General features: G+C 59.9%; 19 protein-coding genes. 10 read left to right on the top strand and 9 right to left on the bottom strand.

Translation table 11 applies throughout. The annotated features are described in order from the left end of the window. Window positions 1–416: 416 nt before the first annotated feature. Window positions 417–1,838: an amino acid permease gene (locus tag HB680_RS03300; RefSeq protein WP_213937124.1), complete on the bottom strand. Its 1,422-nt coding sequence runs from the start codon at window positions 1,836–1,838 to the stop codon at window positions 417–419. A gap of 928 nt (window positions 1,839–2,766) precedes the next feature. Here HB680_RS03300 and HB680_RS32625 point away from each other — a divergent pair. Together HB680_RS32625 and HB680_RS03305 are read left to right on the top strand one after the other, a co-directional pair. After that, the gene (locus HB680_RS32625) at window positions 2,767–2,901 is read left to right on the top strand and encodes a hypothetical protein (RefSeq protein ID WP_054049237.1); all 135 of its coding nucleotides are present in this window, start codon (window positions 2,767–2,769) and stop codon (window positions 2,899–2,901) included. 69 nt (window positions 2,902–2,970) lie between these two features. After that, window positions 2,971–3,936: a leucyl aminopeptidase gene (locus HB680_RS03305; protein WP_213937125.1), complete on the top strand. Its 966-nt coding sequence runs from the start codon at window positions 2,971–2,973 to the stop codon at window positions 3,934–3,936. A 201-nt stretch (window positions 3,937–4,137) separates the two neighbouring features. On the opposite strand, the gene rluB is transcribed toward HB680_RS03305, so the two are convergent. The 6 genes from rluB to HB680_RS03335 all read right to left on the bottom strand — a co-directional run bounded on the left by rluB (window position 4,138) and on the right by HB680_RS03335 (window position 9,209). Further along, on the bottom strand, window positions 4,138–5,430 hold the full coding sequence (gene rluB, locus HB680_RS03310; RefSeq protein WP_213937126.1) for a 23S rRNA pseudouridine(2605) synthase RluB: 1,293 nt from the start codon (window positions 5,428–5,430) through the stop codon (window positions 4,138–4,140). 155 nt (window positions 5,431–5,585) lie between these two features. Continuing rightward, the gene (locus tag HB680_RS03315) at window positions 5,586–5,777 is read right to left on the bottom strand and encodes a DUF1289 domain-containing protein (RefSeq protein WP_213937127.1); all 192 of its coding nucleotides are present in this window, start codon (window positions 5,775–5,777) and stop codon (window positions 5,586–5,588) included. Window positions 5,778–5,879: 102 nt separating this feature from the next. Continuing rightward, window positions 5,880–6,872 (bottom strand): SMC-Scp complex subunit ScpB, encoded by a 993-nt coding sequence (scpB, locus tag HB680_RS03320; RefSeq protein ID WP_213937129.1) that lies wholly within the window; start codon window positions 6,870–6,872, stop codon window positions 5,880–5,882. An 11-nt stretch (window positions 6,873–6,883) separates the two neighbouring features. After that, window positions 6,884–7,642 (bottom strand): ScpA family protein, encoded by a 759-nt coding sequence (locus HB680_RS03325; protein ID WP_177331463.1) that lies wholly within the window; start codon window positions 7,640–7,642, stop codon window positions 6,884–6,886. Between the two features lie 60 nt (window positions 7,643–7,702). Then, complete coding sequence (locus tag HB680_RS03330; RefSeq protein WP_213937130.1) at window positions 7,703–8,332, bottom strand: L-threonylcarbamoyladenylate synthase; 630 nt, start codon at window positions 8,330–8,332, stop codon at window positions 7,703–7,705. 13 nt (window positions 8,333–8,345) lie between these two features. Next, window positions 8,346–9,209, bottom strand: a complete 864-nt coding sequence (locus HB680_RS03335) for a PHP domain-containing protein (RefSeq protein ID WP_213937132.1) — start codon at window positions 9,207–9,209, stop codon at window positions 8,346–8,348. 87 nt (window positions 9,210–9,296) lie between these two features. Between HB680_RS03335 and HB680_RS03340 the strand changes: the two genes are divergently transcribed. From HB680_RS03340 to HB680_RS03365, 6 genes are all read left to right on the top strand, one after another. Continuing rightward, window positions 9,297–9,893, top strand: a complete 597-nt coding sequence (locus HB680_RS03340) for a septation protein A (RefSeq protein WP_213937135.1) — start codon at window positions 9,297–9,299, stop codon at window positions 9,891–9,893. A 1-nt stretch (window position 9,894) separates the two neighbouring features. Next, on the top strand, window positions 9,895–10,194 hold the full coding sequence (locus HB680_RS03345) for a YciI family protein (RefSeq protein WP_213937137.1): 300 nt from the start codon (window positions 9,895–9,897) through the stop codon (window positions 10,192–10,194). 110 nt (window positions 10,195–10,304) lie between these two features. Continuing rightward, complete coding sequence (locus HB680_RS03350; protein WP_213937139.1) at window positions 10,305–10,715, top strand: translation initiation factor 2; 411 nt, start codon at window positions 10,305–10,307, stop codon at window positions 10,713–10,715. Window positions 10,716–10,722: 7 nt separating this feature from the next. Next, a complete protein-coding gene (locus HB680_RS03355; RefSeq protein ID WP_123598925.1) occupies window positions 10,723–11,400 on the top strand; it encodes a response regulator transcription factor in 678 nt (225 codons plus the stop codon). Between the two features lie 311 nt (window positions 11,401–11,711). After that, entirely contained in the window at window positions 11,712–12,161 is a 450-nt protein-coding gene (locus HB680_RS03360) for a Spy/CpxP family protein refolding chaperone (protein WP_123509089.1), read from the top strand. 175 nt (window positions 12,162–12,336) lie between these two features. Then, the gene (locus tag HB680_RS03365) at window positions 12,337–13,677 is read left to right on the top strand and encodes an ATP-binding protein (protein ID WP_213937140.1); all 1,341 of its coding nucleotides are present in this window, start codon (window positions 12,337–12,339) and stop codon (window positions 13,675–13,677) included. A gap of 112 nt (window positions 13,678–13,789) precedes the next feature. Here HB680_RS03365 and HB680_RS03370 read toward each other — a convergent pair whose 3' ends face one another. Next, window positions 13,790–14,356: a nitroreductase family protein gene (locus tag HB680_RS03370; protein WP_213937142.1), complete on the bottom strand. Its 567-nt coding sequence runs from the start codon at window positions 14,354–14,356 to the stop codon at window positions 13,790–13,792. A gap of 121 nt (window positions 14,357–14,477) precedes the next feature. On the opposite strand from HB680_RS03370, the gene HB680_RS03375 reads away from it, so the two are divergent. Then, window positions 14,478–15,932, top strand: coding sequence for a TrkH family potassium uptake protein (locus HB680_RS03375; RefSeq protein ID WP_213937144.1), 1,455 nt, complete (start codon window positions 14,478–14,480; stop codon window positions 15,930–15,932). Here the strand turns inward: HB680_RS03375 and HB680_RS03380 are convergent. Then, window positions 15,889–16,950 carry an AraC family transcriptional regulator gene (locus tag HB680_RS03380; RefSeq protein WP_213937145.1) on the bottom strand — a complete coding sequence of 354 codons (1,062 nt, stop codon included), beginning with the start codon at window positions 16,948–16,950 and terminating at the stop codon, window positions 15,889–15,891. The two genes, HB680_RS03375 and HB680_RS03380, sit on opposite strands and share 44 nt — an antisense overlap. A 160-nt stretch (window positions 16,951–17,110) precedes the next feature. Between HB680_RS03380 and HB680_RS03385 the strand changes: the two genes are divergently transcribed. Further along, the gene (locus HB680_RS03385; protein WP_213937151.1) at window positions 17,111–17,422 is read left to right on the top strand and encodes an Mpo1-like protein; all 312 of its coding nucleotides are present in this window, start codon (window positions 17,111–17,113) and stop codon (window positions 17,420–17,422) included. Window positions 17,423–17,465 lie beyond the last annotated feature (43 nt).

Genomic DNA, 17,465 nt, shown 5'->3' on the forward strand with positions numbered 1-17,465 from the left:
CTGCTCGCGAAAGCGGTGGGTCAGTCAATATCAATGCTGAATGTACCGGCCTCTTCGCGGGCAAGCCACGCTCCCACAGGGGATCGGTGGTGTTCGCAAAGGTCAGGCTCGGCACACGCCCAATGTGGGAGCGAGCCTGCTCGCGAAGGCGGTGGGTCAGAAACATCAATGTTGAATGTGCTGGCCTCTTCGCGGGCAAGCCACGCTCCCACAGGGGATCGGTGGTGTTCGCAAAGGTCAGGCTCGGCACACGCCCAATGTGTGCGAGCTTGCTCGCGAAAGCGGTGGGTCAGTCAACATCAATGCTGAATGTACCGGCCTCTTCGCGGGCAAGCCATGCACCTATAGGGGCTGTGTGAACCCTGAAAACAACAAACCCGGCACATGGCCGGGTTTGTTGTTACTGCGCTCTGCGCTTATTTCGCGCTTGAACTCGCAGCCTGCAACGCGTGTTGCGCGCTGCGTTTGTTCTTGATGCCGTAGCAGATCCACATGAACGCAACCCACACCGGGATCGCGTACACCGAGATCTGGATGCCCGGAATCAGCAGCATCACGCACAGGATGAATGCCACGAACGCCAGGCAGATGTAGTTCCCGTACGGGTACCACAGGGCCTTGAACAGCGGCGTCTGGTTGGTTTTGTTCATGTGCTGACGGAATTTGAAGTGCGAGAAGCTGATCATCGCCCAGTTGATCACCAGGGTCGCCACGACCAGCGACATCAACAACTCCAGCGCATTTTGCGGGATCAGGTAGTTCAGCAGCACGGCAATCAGCGTCACCGCCGCCGAGGCGAGAATCGAGCGCACCGGCACACCGCGCTTGTCGATTTTCGCCAGGGCCTTCGGCGCATCGCCCTGCTCGGCCATGCCCAGCAGCATGCGGCTGTTGCAGTAGGTGCCGCTGTTGTACACCGACAACGCGGCGGTCAGGACCACGAAGTTGAGGATGTGCGCGGCGGTGTTGCTGCCGAGCATCGAGAACACCTGCACGAACGGGCTGCCGCTGTAGGAATCGCCGGACGCGTTCAGCGTCGCCAGCAGGCTGTCCCATGGCGTCAGCGACAGCAGGATGACCAGGGCGCCGATGTAGAAAATCAGGATCCGGTAGATCACCTGGTTGATGGCTTTCGGGATCACGGTTTTCGGCTTGTCGGCTTCGGCTGCGGTAAAACCGAGCATTTCCAGACCGCCGAAGCTGAACATGATGATCGCCATGGCCATCACCAGACCGCTGACCCCGTTCGGGAAGAAGCCGCCGTGGGACCACAGGTTGCTTACCGAGGCTTGCGGTCCGCCATTGCCGCTGACCAGCAAATAGCTGCCCAACGCAATCATGCCGACAATCGCCACGACCTTGATGATCGCGAACCAGAACTCGGCCTCGCCGAAGACTTTGACGTTGGCCAGGTTGATCAGGTTGATCAGCACAAAGAAACCGGCGGCCGAGACCCAGGTCGGGATGTCCGGCGCCCAGTAGTGGATGTACTTGCCGACCGCGGTCAACTCCGACATGCCCACCAGAATGTACAGAATCCAGCAGTTCCAGCCCGACAGGAAACCGGCGAAACCGCCCCAGTATTTATGGGCGAAGTGGCTGAAGGAACCGGCGACCGGCTCTTCGACGATCATTTCGCCGAGCTGGCGCATGATCATGAAAGCGATGAAGCCGCAGATGGCGTAGCCGAGGATCATCGACGGGCCGGCGGATTTCAGGACGCCGGCCGAGCCGAGGAACAGCCCGGTTCCGATCGCGCCACCGAGGGCGATCAGTTGAATATGGCGATTTTTCAGGCCGCGTTTCAGCTCGCCTGAATGCGAGTTTTGTCCACTCATGAAAAGGGTCTCACGCAAGGTTTGATGATGTTCAGTAGACGTTGCTGCTCGGTTGCAATTTCAAGCAGCGCCGATCAAACCCCAGCGCAAGCACCAGGAGTTCAGCGTATTTACAACGGTCATGCGTCACCTGTTTGTTTTTATCTGTGACGAAATCGAACCCGACACGCTTGTGGCGCGGCGGAGTGAACAAGACGGGTAGCCTTGAAATTTGCGCAGATACGCAGGAGGTCACAGTTAAAACGCGGCGCATTGTACACCGCTAACCCCCTGCTGCCAGACACCACTGGATCAGCGCGTCGGTTGCCGGGATTGCCTGTGTCCGCCTCGGGGGTGCCGGGCGGCTGCAAAAAAGAAGTCAGACCTTTGCAGGTCATCGACGCAGGCGATGGAAACATCGGCCCACGGGGAGGGATGGAAATGAGTCACGGCGTTCATTGCGCCTCCTTCTTGTTATGCACCTGCACGGCAGGCATGGGTCGCATCTCACCCTTCAAACGTGGCTGAAACAAGCGCGCCAGAGCCTTGCGAGACGGCGTAGAGACGGACTGGCGGAAGGATTTCCTTACAGCCCTTGTGAAGGGGTCATCCCACGGGGTTTGGTCACGGATTTCGTCAACTTCCCGTTACGGCCCGTAACGAAAACTTTACAAATCAGATCTCGCGGCAAGCTGACTGCAAATTGACGTTAGGAAGCTTCCTAAGGAAAAGGTCGAGTTAGTTTTTTGTTTTTTAATAACTAATTCCGCCTCTAAAAACAGAATAAAAAGTTCAAACAAATCTTATTTAATTATTTTTTTGCGTTTTAAAAACCTGTGAACTAGGTTTTCAGCGACTTGCCGAGCCGCATCGACCGCAAGTCGGAGTTGTATTCATAGATTGAAAACAACTTCGCTGTTCTTCTCAAAAGTCATCTAGGAGATTCACTATGCAACTGGACAAAGACTTGGAAACTGAACTGCAACTGGACGATTGGTTTGAAGCGCCGACCCATGAAGCCGCCGTTGAAATGATGCAAGCCGACGCGGTTGTTCCGTTCGGCACGGCGATGTGGCCCCTGTAAGCCATCCCGGCGGGCACGATCCGGCCGGTTGTGCCTGCCACATTTGCTCGGTTTGTCAGGGAGGACACCATGGATAAGCAACGCGCCATCTCGCATTTCCTTTACTACCTCGAACAACACCCGGCCCTTGTCGGCATCAACCCGGCGAAGGTCTTGCTCGGCCACACCGCTGATTACGAAGCGCTGACCGGCGCCATCGTCGAACAGGCGGGTAACAGCTCATCGTTCAGCTTCAGCGCCATGCGCCTGGACCTCGAACCCAAGGATCTGCTGGCTCAGGCGATTGCCGACAACGATCTGTACATTTTCTTCTACGACTCTTCCACCCTGCCCAACCCACGCCCCGACGGCCCGCAATTCGTCCGTGCGCTGCAAGGGGTGATGGCGCAAAACTGGAAGAAGTCGCTGCTGTTCAAGGATTACGGCGATTATTTCTACGATACCTTCAGTGTCACCCCGCAGCGCATTGCCGGGTTGAACAGCCACTTGATCCAGCGCATGTCCCACGCGACAACACTCAGTTTCAAAGATGACCATGGCTCGTGGTTTGAAACGCCGCTGAGCAGTATCAAGAAGTGGACTGACATCAACGGTGTCGGCAACTTAGATCTGGCGCCCGGTGAAATTGCGACCCACAGCGAAGAGATTAATGGCCGGGTGAAGTTCATGGGGACGTTTCTCAGCACCATCCCGTTTGCCCGCAAGTACGGGGTGCTGGAGTCGCCGCTGGAGTTGTGGATCGAGAACTCGATCATCAGCAAAATCGCCACGGACGTGCCGGGGCTGGAGCATGATTTCAATAAATACCTGGATGCCAATCCGTCGAACCGGCGGATCGAAGAGTTGGGCATTGGCACCAACGAAGGCGTGAAGGAGCTGTATGCACGCAATGCCGGGTTCGAGGAGCGCCATTGCGGCTTGCACCTGGGATTGGGCGGCGGGGCCAAGGGCAGCCATCACCTGGACCTGATCTTCTCCGGTGGCGTGTTGGCGCTGGATGATGAGCCGGTGTTTGATGGGCGGTTTGTGTTTTAACTGCTGAAATGGCGGTGCTGCTACTGGCGCCTTCGCGGGCAAGCCCGCTCCCACATTTGATCGCATTTCTGCGAGACAACTCGGTTACCTGTGGGAGCGGGCTTGCCCGCGAAGAGGACTGAACATTCATCCCGTCACTAAAACCAGACCAAAAAAAAACGCCAACCCTGAGGTTGGCGTTTTTTATGGGGCGCTTACCGATTACTCCGGCTTACGACGCCCAAAGCCCGGACGCTGGCCCGAACCGGCTGGCGCGCCACGGCGTTTGCCCGATGGCGTGTCCTTGTCGACCAGAACGATGCCTGGGCGTTTCTTCCCGACTGGCTTGGCCGGACGCTTGGTGTCGGCCGGACGGTCTGCCACTGGCGTACCGCGACTCGAATCACCGCGAGCCTCACCACGAGGAGCACCGCGATCGCTACGACCACCCGACGGAGCACCACGGCCTTCACCGCGTTCGGTACGGCCATTGGCCGGACGTGGCGTGCGTGGACCGCGCTCGCCATCAGCGCGTGGCGCTGCTGGTTTGCGGGCTGGACGCTCGCCTTCGATTTGCGGCTCACGGGAGTCACGCGGTGTAGCAGCAGTCTGGTTACCAATGGCTGGACGCAACGAACGCACGCGCTCGGTCTTGCCCATCGGACGCGACGATTTACGCTGCATGCGATCGAGTTTGTCTTTGCTCTTGGCGTTCATCTGCGGCATGGCCACCGGCGTCAGGCCCACTTCAGCACTCAGAATGTCGACTTCGTACTGGCTCATTTCGCGCCAGCGACCCATCGGCAGGTCGGAGTTGAGGAACACCGGACCGAAACGCACGCGTTTCAGACGGCTGACCACCAGGCCCTGAGATTCCCACAGACGACGGACTTCGCGGTTGCGACCTTCCATCACCACGCAGTGGTACCAGTGGTTGAAACCTTCGCCACCTGGGGCTTGCTTGATGTCGGTGAACTTGGCCGGGCCGTCTTCGAGGACGACGCCTGCTTTCAAGCGCTCGATCATCTCGTCATCGACTTCGCCACGCACACGCACCGCGTATTCACGGTCCATCTCGTAGGACGGGTGCATCAGGCGGTTGGCCAGTTCACCGTCGGTGGTGAACATCAGCAGACCGGTGGTGTTGATGTCCAGACGACCGATGTTGATCCAGCGACCTTCTTTTGGTTTCGGCATCTTGTCGAAAACGGTTGGACGGCCTTCCGGGTCGAGGCGGGTGCAGATTTCGCCGTCGGGCTTGTTGTACATGATCACGCGGCGTACCGACTCGGCGGCTTCTTCGCGCTTGATCACCTTGCCGTCGATGGTGATGGCGTCGTGCATGTCGACGCGCTGCCCGAGGGTGGCGTCTTTGCCATTGACTTTGATGCGGCCGTGGCTGATCCAGGCTTCCACGTCACGGCGCGAGCCGACGCCGATACGGGCGAGGACTTTCTGCAGTTTTTCGCCTGCTGGGCCGATTTCGGCGTCGTCTTTCTGGTCGTTGATACTCATCTGGGCACCTCCCGGTGTGGTCTGTTCAGGCAGCTCTGAAGTGAGGGCCTGAAGCGATGTAAAACGAGTTCTTGGGCGAAGGGATCGCCGAAGGGTCGCGAATCATACGCTCATGCAAGCGTTAGCGCATCAGAGACTAGCTGATGAATGGTGACTTACTTGTGTTTCCGCCGACCGGTGGCGCCGAGTTTGATCAGGCGCAGGGCCGATTCGGCCAACACCGTGCGCTTGTCGGATTTGTCGAGTTTCTTCCAGGCCTTGATTTCACGCTTGCTGCGGCCACAGCCGAGGCAGATGTCGTCGGTAAATTTGCAGACGCTGATGCAGGGGTCTTTGGTTGAGCTCATTGATGCCTCCAATATCAAAAGATCGCAGCCTTCGGCAGCTCCTACAGGGGGAATGAGTACATCCGTAGGAGCTGCCGAAGGCTGCAATCTTTTAGCGGCCTCTCAGTCGTCGAATTCGCGGCGTTCGGCTTCGATGGCTTCGGCCAGGGCGCGGGCTTCGGCTTCTTCGTCGCTCAGTTCGGGTTCGGGCTTGGGTTGTTCAAGCGCGGCGACGGCGGCCAGAAGTTTTTCGCGCGCTTCGGCGACACCGAGCACATCGTCTTCCAGCTCTGCTTCCGGTTCTTCTTCGATTGTGGCTTCAGGCTCGGGCTGAAGTTCAACTTCAATCTCCGGCGCGGGTTCCGGCTGTTCCAAAACCTCGTCAGTCTCCGTCACCGCCCCATCACGCAACAAGTCATCAAAGTCAGTCTTGATCCCCTGCTCCATGTCATCCAGTTCCAGCAACAGCGTGTGGAAACTGGTTTCTTCCTTGGGTTCTTCCGGTTCGGCGCTGGCGTCGGCCAGTTCCTGCAACCCGGCCGGCACCGGGGCGTCGTCGAAATCGAGCACCGGGTCGGGCTCCATTTCCCGCAGTTCGGCCAGCGGCGGCAAATCGTCGAGGTTCTTCAGGTTGAAGTGATCAAGAAACACCTTGGTGGTGGCGAACATCGCCGGTTTGCCCGGCACATCACGATACCCGACGATGCGAATCCACTCGCGCTCCAGCAGCGTCTTGACGATGTGGCTGTTGACCGCCACGCCCCGCACGTCTTCGATCTCGCCCCGGGTGATCGGTTGGCGATAGGCGATCAGCGCCATGGTTTCGAGCATGGCCCGGGAATAACGCTGCGGGCGCTCTTCCCACAAGCGGCCGACCCACGGCGAAAACTTCTCGCGAATCTGTAAGCGATAGCCGGAGGCGACTTCCTTCAACTCAAAGGCGCGGCCGTCGCAGGACTTGGCCAGGATCGTCAGGGCTTTCTTGAAGACCGGCGGCTCCGGCCGTTCGCCCTCTTCGAAGAGCTCGAACAGGCGTTCAAGGGATTGCGGTTTTCCCGAGGCCAACAGAAAGGCTTCAAGCAGTGGCGCCAGCTCGCGGGGTTCAGTCAGGTTCATGATTCAACTCGTTATTCGGCTCGGGCCCGCACATGGATCGGCGCGAACGCCTCATTCTGCACCAGCTCGACCAAGGATTCCTTGACCAGTTCGAGGATCGCCATGAAGGTCACCACCACACCCAGCCGACCTTCCTCAGCGGTGAACAGCTCGACAAAAGGCACGAAACCGCCGCCCTTGAGCCGTTCCAGCACATCGCTCATGCGCTCGCGGGTGGACAACGCCTCGCGGCTGACCTGGTGGCTTTCGAACATGTCGCCACGGCGCAGGACCTCGGCCATGGACATCAGCAATTCTTCCAGGCTCACGTCCGGCAACAGCTTGCGCGCCCGGGCTTCCGGGGCGTCGAGCTTGGGCACCACCACATCGCGACCGACCCGGCTCAAGCCATCGATGCCTTCGGCAGCAGCCTTGAAGCGTTCGTATTCCTGCAAGCGGCGGATCAGTTCGGCGCGCGGATCGTCTTCTTCCGCTTCGATGGTTTCCGCGCGCGGCAGCAGCATCCGCGACTTGATCTCGGCCAGCATCGCGGCCATCACCAAATACTCGGCGGCCAGTTCCAGGCGCACCGACTGCATCAACTCGACATAGCCCATGTATTGCCGGGTGATTTCCGCCACCGGGATGTCGAGGATGTTGATGTTCTGTTTGCGGATCAGGTACAGCAGCAGGTCGAGCGGGCCTTCGAAGGCTTCGAGGAATACTTCGAGGGCGTCCGGCGGGATGTAAAGGTCCAGCGGCATTTCCATGACCGCCTGGCCATAGACCATGGCGAAGGGCAGCTCTTGCTGGGCTCCGGCCTGACTGTCGACGGGTTCTACTGCAGACATCTACGCCTCGGCCATAAACGGCGTCGGGTCACCGCAACCGACGCGGATCACTTCGGGTTCGCCGTCGGCCAGGTTGATCACCGTGGACGCCTTTATCCCACCGAAACCGCCGTCGATGATCAGGTCCACCTGGTGTTCCAGCAACTGACGCATTTCGTGGGGATCGCTCAAGGGATCGGTGTCGCCGGGCATGATCAGGGTCACGCTCATCAGCGGCTCACCGAGTTCAGCCAGCAGCGCCAGGGCGATGGGATGGCTTGGCACCCGCAGGCCGATGGTGCGCTTCTTGGCGTGCAGCAACAGGCGCGGCACTTCGCGGGTGGCATTGAGGATAAACGTATAAGGCCCAGGTAAATGGGCCTTGAGGATGCGGAAAGTGCCGGTGTCGATCTTGGCGAACAGCCCCAACTGGGACAGGTCACTGCAAATCAGCGCGAAGTTGTGCTTGTCGTCGAGCTGGCGCAAGCGGCGTACGCGCTCCACGGCGTTCTTGTCGCCGATCTGGCAACCAATGGCGTAGGACGAGTCTGTGGGATAAATCACCACCCCGCCTTTGCGGATGATCTCGACAGCCTGTTTAATCAGGCGCGCTTGCGGGTCTTCCGGATGAATCTGGAAAAATTGACTCACATTCTCTACCTGTTCAGACGGCGGCAATAATTGGGTCATGTTTGAATCGACACCATAACGGTGGCAGATCCTCCGGAACCGGGCGGTATTCACCGATTTCCGACCAGCCTCCTGGGCCATGAAAATCACTGCCGGCACTGACCAGCAGACCGAACTCCCGGGCAAGAATGGCCAGGCTGCCCACCTGTTCGGCGGGCTGATGGCCATTGACCACTTCGATAGCGTGGCCCCCTGCTTGAATATAGTCGGCAATCAGGCGCCGACGCTTGCTGCGCGTGAAATCGTAGTGCCACGGATGCGCCAGGCTGACCCAGGCACCGGCGGCGCGCAGGGTGGCGACGGTGTCTTCCAGGGTCGGCCAGTGTTGCTTGACGTCCCCCAGCTTGCCGGCGCCCAGCCATTTGCGGAACGCTTCGGCGCGATCCTTGACGAAACCTTCGCGCACCATCCAGTCGGCAAAATGCGGACGGGCCGGTGCGTTGCCGCTGTCGCCCAGTGCCTGTTGCATCGCCCGGGCGCCTTCCATCGCGCCCGGCATACCCTTGAGCGCCAGTTTGCGGCTTATTTCTTCGGACCGTAGCCAGCGGCCATCGTGCAATTTGGCGATCGCTTCGACCAACGGTACGGCGTTGACGTCGAAACCGTAGCCCAACACATGAATGGTCGCGCCGCCCCAGGTGCAGGACAATTCGACGCCGTTGACCAGTTGCATCCCCAACGCCGTCGCGGCGCTGCGGGCCTCGTCGAGGCCTTCAAGGGTGTCGTGATCGGTCAAGGCCAGGACTCGCACGCCTTTCTCGAACGCACGCGCAACCAGTACCGCAGGCGCCAGGGCGCCATCGGAGGCCGTGCTATGGCAGTGCAAATCAACATTCACAGGGCTTTGTAACCTCAAATCAGCTGGCGCTATCGCGCGCCAATATGTTTGTTATTATGCCGACACATCCTGCTTCTGGCTGCCACTGTGAAACAATTCATCGACTTCATCCCGCTTCTGCTGTTTTTCATCGTCTTCAAAATCGATCCACGGGTCATCGACATTGCCGGTCATGAGGTCACTGTAGGCGGTATTTACAGCGCAACCGCGATGTTGATCATCAGTTCCCTGGTGGTGTACGGCACGCTCTTCATCAAGCAGCGCAAGCTGGAGAAGAGCCAATGGCTGACCCTCATCGCCTGCCTGGTCTTCGGTAGCCTGACCTTGGCGTTCCACAGCGAAACCTTCCTGAAATGGAAAGCCCCGGTGGTCAACTGGCTGTTCGCCCTGGCGTTCATCGGCAGCCACTTCATCGGCGATCAACTGCTGATCAAACGCATCATGGGCCACGCGCTGACCCTGCCGGATCAGGTCTGGACCCGCCTGAACATCGCCTGGGTCGGGTTTTTCCTGTTCTGCGGCGCCGCCAACCTGTTTGTCGCGTTCACGTTCCAGAACTACTGGGTCGACTTCAAAGTCTTCGGCAGCCTGGGCATGACGCTGCTGTTCCTGGTCGCGCAGGGCATCTACCTGTCGCGCCACCTGCATGACGCCGATACCACCACGCCAAAAACCGAGGACTGACATGCTTTATGCCATCGTTGCTACAGACGTCGCCAACTCCCTGGAAGCTCGCCTGGCCAACCGGCCCGCGCACCTTGAGCGCCTGAATCAGCTCAAGAGTGAAGGTCGCATCGTTTTGGCCGGCCCCAACCCTGCCGTCGACAGCAACGATCCGGGCGCCGCTGGTTTTACCGGCAGCCTGATCGTTGCCGAGTTCGAATCTTTGGCTGCCGCACAAGCCTGGGCCGAGGCTGACCCATTTGTCACCGCAGGCGTCTACGCCAACGTTTCCGTGAAGCCGTTCAAGCAAGTCCTGCCTTAAAATCTCCCCGCGCGATGAACCTTGTCGGTTCATCGCGCTCTCAATCGCTCATTATTCTCGTTTGCCTGCCGACAACTTGCCCAATAACTTGATTGGAATCAGGAGTCGTGATGCGCAAGGGTCCGTTGTGTCTGATGTTGGTGACGTTGTCGATCGTGGCTCCCGTGCACGGTGAAGAAGCCGCTGGCGGCAATTCCACGCCACTGTCCTTGAGCGCCGGCAGCCAGATCGCCGAGTTGCAGCAGCGCTTGAAGGTCAGCGAGCAGCAACGAGAAGAATTGAACAAACAACTGCAAAGTGCCGATGCTGAGCGCGAAAGCGCCCAACTGGCCCGGTTGCGCCAGGAGAACCAGCGTCTGAAGCTGCAACTCAAGGAAGCCCAGGCTAACGGTCCGGTGTCGCGCCTGCTGACCGATCAGCAGCAATGGTTCGTCACCGGGGGCGGAGTAGCGCTATTGGCCCTGCTCTGCGGTATCTTTGCCAGTGGAGCAAGTCGAAAACGTCGGCAATGGCTAAATTGAGTGAGTCATGAGCGAGCTGTTATTAATTGATGATGACCAGGAGCTGTGTGAGCTCCTGAGCAGTTGGTTGAGCCAGGAAGGCTTTGTGGTCCGTGCCTGTCACGATGGCCAGAGTGCCCGCCGTGCGCTGGCCGAAACCTCCCCGGCCGCTGTGGTACTGGACGTGATGCTGCCTGACGGCAGTGGCCTGGAATTGCTCAAGCAACTGCGCAACGACCATCCGGACCTGCCCGTGCTGATGCTCTCGGCGCGCGGCGAACCGCTGGATCGCATCCTCGGCCTGGAACTCGGCGCCGACGATTACCTGGCCAAGCCCTGCGACCCACGAGAACTGACAGCCCGGCTGCGCGCGGTATTGCGCCGCAGTCATCCGGCTGCGGTGTCCAGCCAGCTCGAACTCGGCGACCTGTGCTTCAGCCCGGTGCGCGGCGTGGTCAGCATCGATGAACAGGAATTCACCCTCACCGTCTCTGAAAGTCGCCTGCTCGAAGCCCTGATCAAGCAACCCGGCGAACCCCTGGATAAACAGGAACTGGCGCAGATCGCCCTCGGCCGCAAGCTGACCCTGTACGACCGCAGCCTGGACATGCACGTCAGCAACCTTCGCAAGAAGATCGGCCCGCACCCCGACGGCCGCCCGCGCATCGTCGCGCTGCGTAGTCGCGGCTATTACTACAGCCTCTGACACGGTCCCCCTGTAGCAGCTGTCGAGCACCGCGAGGCAGCGTTCGGCGGCGAAGCCGTCGCAAAACCAGGCAACGCGGTGCGTCAGTAAAACCTCGCGTGCAGGATTGACGACGGCTTCGCCGCCGAACGCTGCCTCGCGGTGCTCGACAGCTGCTACGGAGCTCGCTTCGTCTGCAAAGTGGCAGATTTGTCAGGAACGCCGAAGTTCGTCTTTACCCAAGCTTTACGCTCCGCTGACCGCCGCTGACCTTGATCTCCGTAATCTGAACTCATCCGGAACGTACCGGGAACGAGACAAGGAGATTCACCATGCGCAAGACTCTTATCGCTCTGATGTTCGCCGCCGCCCTGCCAACCGTTGCCATGGCCATGCCTGAAGGTGCCGGCCCGATGGGTGGTCCGATGGACGGCCCGCGCCACGGCGGTCAGATGTACCATCACGGTAAGGGCGGCCCCTACAGCCAGCTGGACCTGAGCCGCGAACAGCGTGAGCAGATCCGCAAAATCATGGGCGAGCAGATGCATGATCGCAAACAACTGGTCGAGAAATACCTGGAGAAACTCTCCCCGGCCGACCAGAAAGCCATGAAGGACGAAATGGCCACCAAGCATCAGAAAGCTCAGGCCGATGTCCGCGCCGTGTTGAAACCGGATCAACAGAAGAAATTCGACGAGATCCAGAAAAAACAAGCCGAGCGCCGCGCCGAGTGGGCTGAGTTCAAGGCCTGGAAAGCGCAACAGCCGCAAAAAGCGCAATAATGCGTTAACCCTGGACCCGACGGCCTACACCGTCGGGTCTGATTCACTCAGTCTAATGTGGGAGCGGGCTTGCTCGCGAAAGCGGTGTGTCAGGCAAAGTATGCATTGACTGACACACCGCTTTCGCGAGCAAGCCCGCTCCCACATGGGATTTGTATTTGTTTGAGGACTTTCTGTGCGCTCATTGTTCTGGCGTATTCTGGCCAGCTTCTGGCTGGCCATCGCTCTGGTTGCAGGGCTATCCATCCTGCTGGGGCACATGCTCAATCAGGATGCGTGGATTCTCAGCCGTCATCCGGGCCTCAACACCCTGGCCGAAGAGTGGACACAAACCTACGAAGCCCAGGGCGAAGACGCCGCCCAGGACATCCTCGAACAGCGCAAACGCCAATATCACATCGACGTTCAGGTGCTCAACGAGAGCGGCGACCCGGTGGTGCGCGGCACTTTCCCGCGTCGGGCAGCCGCATTTGAAGCGCGGCAGAACGACGATGATCGTCGCCTGCCGTGGCGCCGCCTGACCGCCGAATACACCAGCGAAAAAACCGGCAACACCTACCTGCTGATCTACCGCATCCCGCACCCGGAACTGGATTCCTGGCACCGCGAGAGCCTGCTCTGGCCGTTGAGCGCGCTGGGGATTGCGCTGGTGGTGCTGACCCTGTTCAGTCTGCTGGTAACGCTCTCGATCACCCGCCCGCTCAGCCGTTTGCGCGGCGCGGTGCATGACTTGGGGCAAACCACTTATCAGCAGAACAGCCTGGTGAAACTGGCCAACCGCCGCGATGAATTCGGCGTGCTCGCCAACGATTTCAACCGCATGGGCGCGCGCCTGCAAAGCTTGATCGGCAGCCAGCGACAACTGCTGCGCGACGTATCCCATGAATTGCGCTCGCCGCTGGCCCGATTGCGCATTGCCCTGGCGTTGGCCGAACGCGCCAATCCAGAGGAACGGGAAAAACTCTGGCCGCGCCTGACCCGTGAATGCGACCGACTGGAAGCACTGATCAGCGAAATCCTGGTCCTGGCGCGGGTGGACGCGGACAACGCCAGTGCTGAAGACGTCGATCTCAACGCCTTGCTCCACACCCTGCAAAAGGACGCGCAACTGGGCTTCCCGGAACAAACCGTGCGTCTGGAAGCCGAGCCGCAGCTGAATCTCAAGGGCTGGCCGACCATGATCGAGCGCGCCGTGGACAACCTGCTGCGCAATGCCCAGCGTTTTAACCCGGTGGGTCAACCGATTGAAATGCAGGCCTCACGCCAGGGTGAACGGATGGTGGTGAGCGTGCGCGACCATGGGCCGGGAGTCGAGGCCGAGCACTTGAACCTGCTGGGCGAGCCGTTTTACCGCGCGCCGGGGCAAACAGCGGCCGGGCATGGCCTGGGGCTGGCCATTGCACGCAGAGCCGCAGAACGGCACGGCGGCAGCCTGGTGCTGGCCAATCACCCGGACGGCGGGTTTATCGCCAGTCTGGAATTACCGTTGGTGCCTGGGGCTGTGGTCCAGCCGTAAAAATGGGTGATGCAAAAAGATCGCAGCCTCGTTGCACTCGACAGCTCCTACAGGTGTTATGTGAACGCCCGTAGGAGCTGTCGAGTGCAACGAGGCTGCGATCTCTTGATCTTTAAGCTTTACCAGACCAGGCGCTGACGAATTCGGCCAGGTCAACCTTCTCTGCCACCCGTGGCTCTTTCTGCGGTGTGCCGAGATAAAGGAATGCAATCACTTCCTCCCCGTTCGCCAAGCCCAACCCCTTGGCCACATGCGCCGAATACGCCAGCTCACCGGTACGCCACACTGCGCCAATCCCCTGGGCATACGCCGCCAGCAAAATCCCGTGGGCCGCACACCCCGCCGCCAACAGTTGCTCGGACTTCGGGTATTTGACGTGATCCTGCAACCGCGCAATTACAACAACCACCAACGGCGCGCGCAGCGGACCATTGCGGGCCTTGTCCAGCACCGCTTCGGGCGCTTCGCTGTCCTGCAACTTGGCCGCCTCAGCCAGCAACTCGCCCATTTGCTCACGCGCCGCGCCTTCAACGGTCAGGAAGCGCCAAGGCTGCAAATGACCGTGGTCGGGCGCCCGCAGCGCAGCGCCAAACAGCACTTCCCGCTGCTCGGCGGTAGGGGCCGGTTCGACCAGACGTGGAACGGAAACACGGTTGAGCAAAGCGTCGAGAGCCTGCATCGGCCACCTCCAGAGAAAAATGTGCAGCTATTCTAGCCACAAGCGCTCCGGGCTGTTGGTTTACATGCCGGGCCTCGCAGGTAGAATGGCGACCTTCCCACTTTCAGCCCGAGCGGACCTCATGGCGTTGCCGACCTTACGGACTATTGGTTTCATCATCGGCATCTTCCTGATCACGCTGGCCATCGCCATGGTCGTGCCCATGGCCACGCTGGTGATTTTCGATCGCACCAGCGACCTGCCATCGTTCCTCTGGGCCAGCATGATCACCTTCGTTGCTGGCCTGGCGCTGGTCATTCCCGGACGCCCCGAACACGTGCACCTGCGTCCCCGGGACATGTACCTGTTGACGGTCAGCAGTTGGCTGGTGGTGTGCATCTTCGCCGCGCTGCCATTCCTGCTGACCCAGCACATCAGCTACACCGACTCGTTCTTCGAAAGCATGTCCGGCATCACCGCCACCGGCTCCACGGTGCTCAACCACCTGGACGACATGTCCCCCGGCATCCTGATGTGGCGCTCGTTGCTGCACTGGATCGGCGGCATCGGCTTTATCGGCATGGCGGTGGCGATCCTGCCGCTGTTGCGCATCGGTGGCATGCGGCTGTTCCAGACCGAATCGTCGGACCGATCCGAAAAGGTCATGCCCCGCTCGCACATGGTGGCGCGCCTGATCGTGGCGGCCTACGTCGGCATCACCATCGTCGGCAGCCTGGCGTTCTGGTGGGCCGGGATGAGCCTGTTCGATGCGATCAACCACGCGATGTCGGCGATTTCCACCGGCGGTTTCTCCACTTCCGACCAGTCCTTGGCCAAGTGGACGCAGCCAGCGGTGCACTGGGTCGCGGTGGTGATCATGATTCTCGGCAGCCTGCCGTTCACCCTGTACGTGGCGACGTTGCGCGGCAACCGTAAAGCGCTGATCAAGGATCAACAGGTTCAGGGCTTGCTCGGCATGTTGCTGGTGACCTGGCTGGTGCTCGGCACCTGGTACTGGTGGACCACCAACCTGCATTGGCTGGAAGCGCTGCGGCACGTGGCGTTGAACGTGACCTCGGTGGTCACGACGACGGGGTTCGCACTCGGGGACTACAGCTTGTGGGGCAATTTCTCACTGATGCTGTTCTTTTATCTGGGCTTTGTCGGCGGCTGTTCAGGCTCGACGGCAGGCGGGATCAAGATTTTCCGTTTCCAGGTTGCCTACATCCTGCTCAAGGCCAACCTTAACCAGTTGATTCACCCGCGAGCGGTGATCAAGCAGAAGTACAACGGTCACCGGCTCGACGAAGAAATCGTGCGTTCGATCCTGACCTTTTCGTTCTTCTTCGCCATCACTATCTGCGTGATCGCGCTGCTGCTGTCGCTGCTGGGCGTGGACTGGATGACCGCGCTGACCGGCGCGGCGAGCACTGTGTCCGGCGTCGGCCCGGGGCTGGGGGAAACCATTGGTCCGGCGGGCAACTTCGCCACCCTGCCGGACGCCGCCAAGTGGATTCTCTCGTTCGGCATGCTGCTGGGCCGACTGGAGATTATTACGGTGTTCGTTCTGTGCATTCCGGCGTTTTGGCGTCACTGACCTGTTTCGGCGCGTCCATCAACCGCGCCCGGTACTCGCCGGGCGTGGCGTCGAACCAGCGGCGAAACGCGCGAAAGAAGTTGCTCGGATCAGCAAATCCCAATAGATAGGCAATTTCCAGCAGGGTCATGGTTGGCTGCGCCAGGTATTGCTCGGCCAATTCACGGCGGGTGTCATCGAGCAAGGTCTGGAAACTCGTGCCTTCTTCCTGCAAGCGGCGCTGCAAGGTGCGTTGCGACAGGTGCAACGTCTGCGCCACCGTATCGCGCTTGGGTTCGCCCTGGGGCAGCAAACGGCAAAGTACTTGCCGGGCCTTGTGGGTCACGCGACTTTCGGAAAACCGCGCCAGGTACTCGCCGGCAAACCGGTCATGCAGCAGCGCCATGGCCTCGTTGGCCGTCGGCAGCGGCGCCTCCATGTCGGCGCGCTCGAAGATCAACGCGTCGTAAGGCGCGTTGAACACCAGCGGCGCGTGGAAGGCTTGTTTATAGGGTTCGAGGTCGACGGGCTCATCGCCCTGCACCAACACCTTGCGTGGTTGCAGGGTGCGGCCGGTCAGCCAACCGCACAGCGCCAAGGCGCAGGCCAGTGAGGCTTCGGCGCTTTGCCGGGTTGGCGGCAGGTGGTCGCCGTGGACCGTCAGAATCAGCGCGTAGCCTTCTTCCAACAGTCGAAAACTCAGGTCGGCACTTTCGGCAATGATCCGCTGATAACGCACCAGCCGCTGGAAACCTTCGGCCAGGGTCCGGCTGGACATGAGCGCGTAACCGGCGACATGAAAGGATGCCGGTCGCACCACTTTGCCCATGTTCAGGCCGATCGCCGGGTTACCGGACAGCTCGACCGCGCGCTGCCAGAGCCGCGTCATGGAATCTTGCGGGAAGCGTGCATCCGGATCATCCAGTGCCGCGTAGTCGAGCCCTAGCTGCTTGAACAGAACCCGGCAATCCAGGCCGTCCATTTCCAGTGCTTTGACAATCCCCATCGCCCAGCTTGCAGAAGTCGTTCGTTCGCTCATGGCGTTTTCTTACATGATGAGCCGCATGCTACGGCCAATTACCGAAGGATACTAAAGTGGCGCCCATTGTCACTGGCTGATGCCAATGATCACTCTAGACTCAAATAAGCTCCCCGCAGAACAACTTGCCATCAGAACAATAACCACAGAGATCGCAGTCGTGGAAAATACCAAGCGTTTCAACAGCTTCGCTGAGTTTTACCCGTATTACCTCAGCGAACACAGCAACAGTACTTGCCGACGATTGCACTTTATCGGCACCTCCCTGGTTATTTTCATTCTGGCGCTGACCATCGGCAAAGGTGCGTGGTGGCTGCTGATCGCCCTGCCGCTGGCCGGTTACAGCTTCGCCTGGGTCGGGCATTTCTTCTTTGAGAAGAATCGTCCGGCCACCTTCCAGCATCCGTTCTACAGCCTGCTCGGCGATTTCGTCATGTACCGCGACATGATTCTGGGCCGCGTGCCGTTCTAGGCTTCCCGGGCCAGCAAAGCGTCCCATGCAGACAGTGCGCCCG

The sequence above is a fragment of the Pseudomonas sp. dw_612 genome, from assembly GCF_018449725.1.
GTDB lineage: Bacteria > Pseudomonadota > Gammaproteobacteria > Pseudomonadales > Pseudomonadaceae > Aquipseudomonas.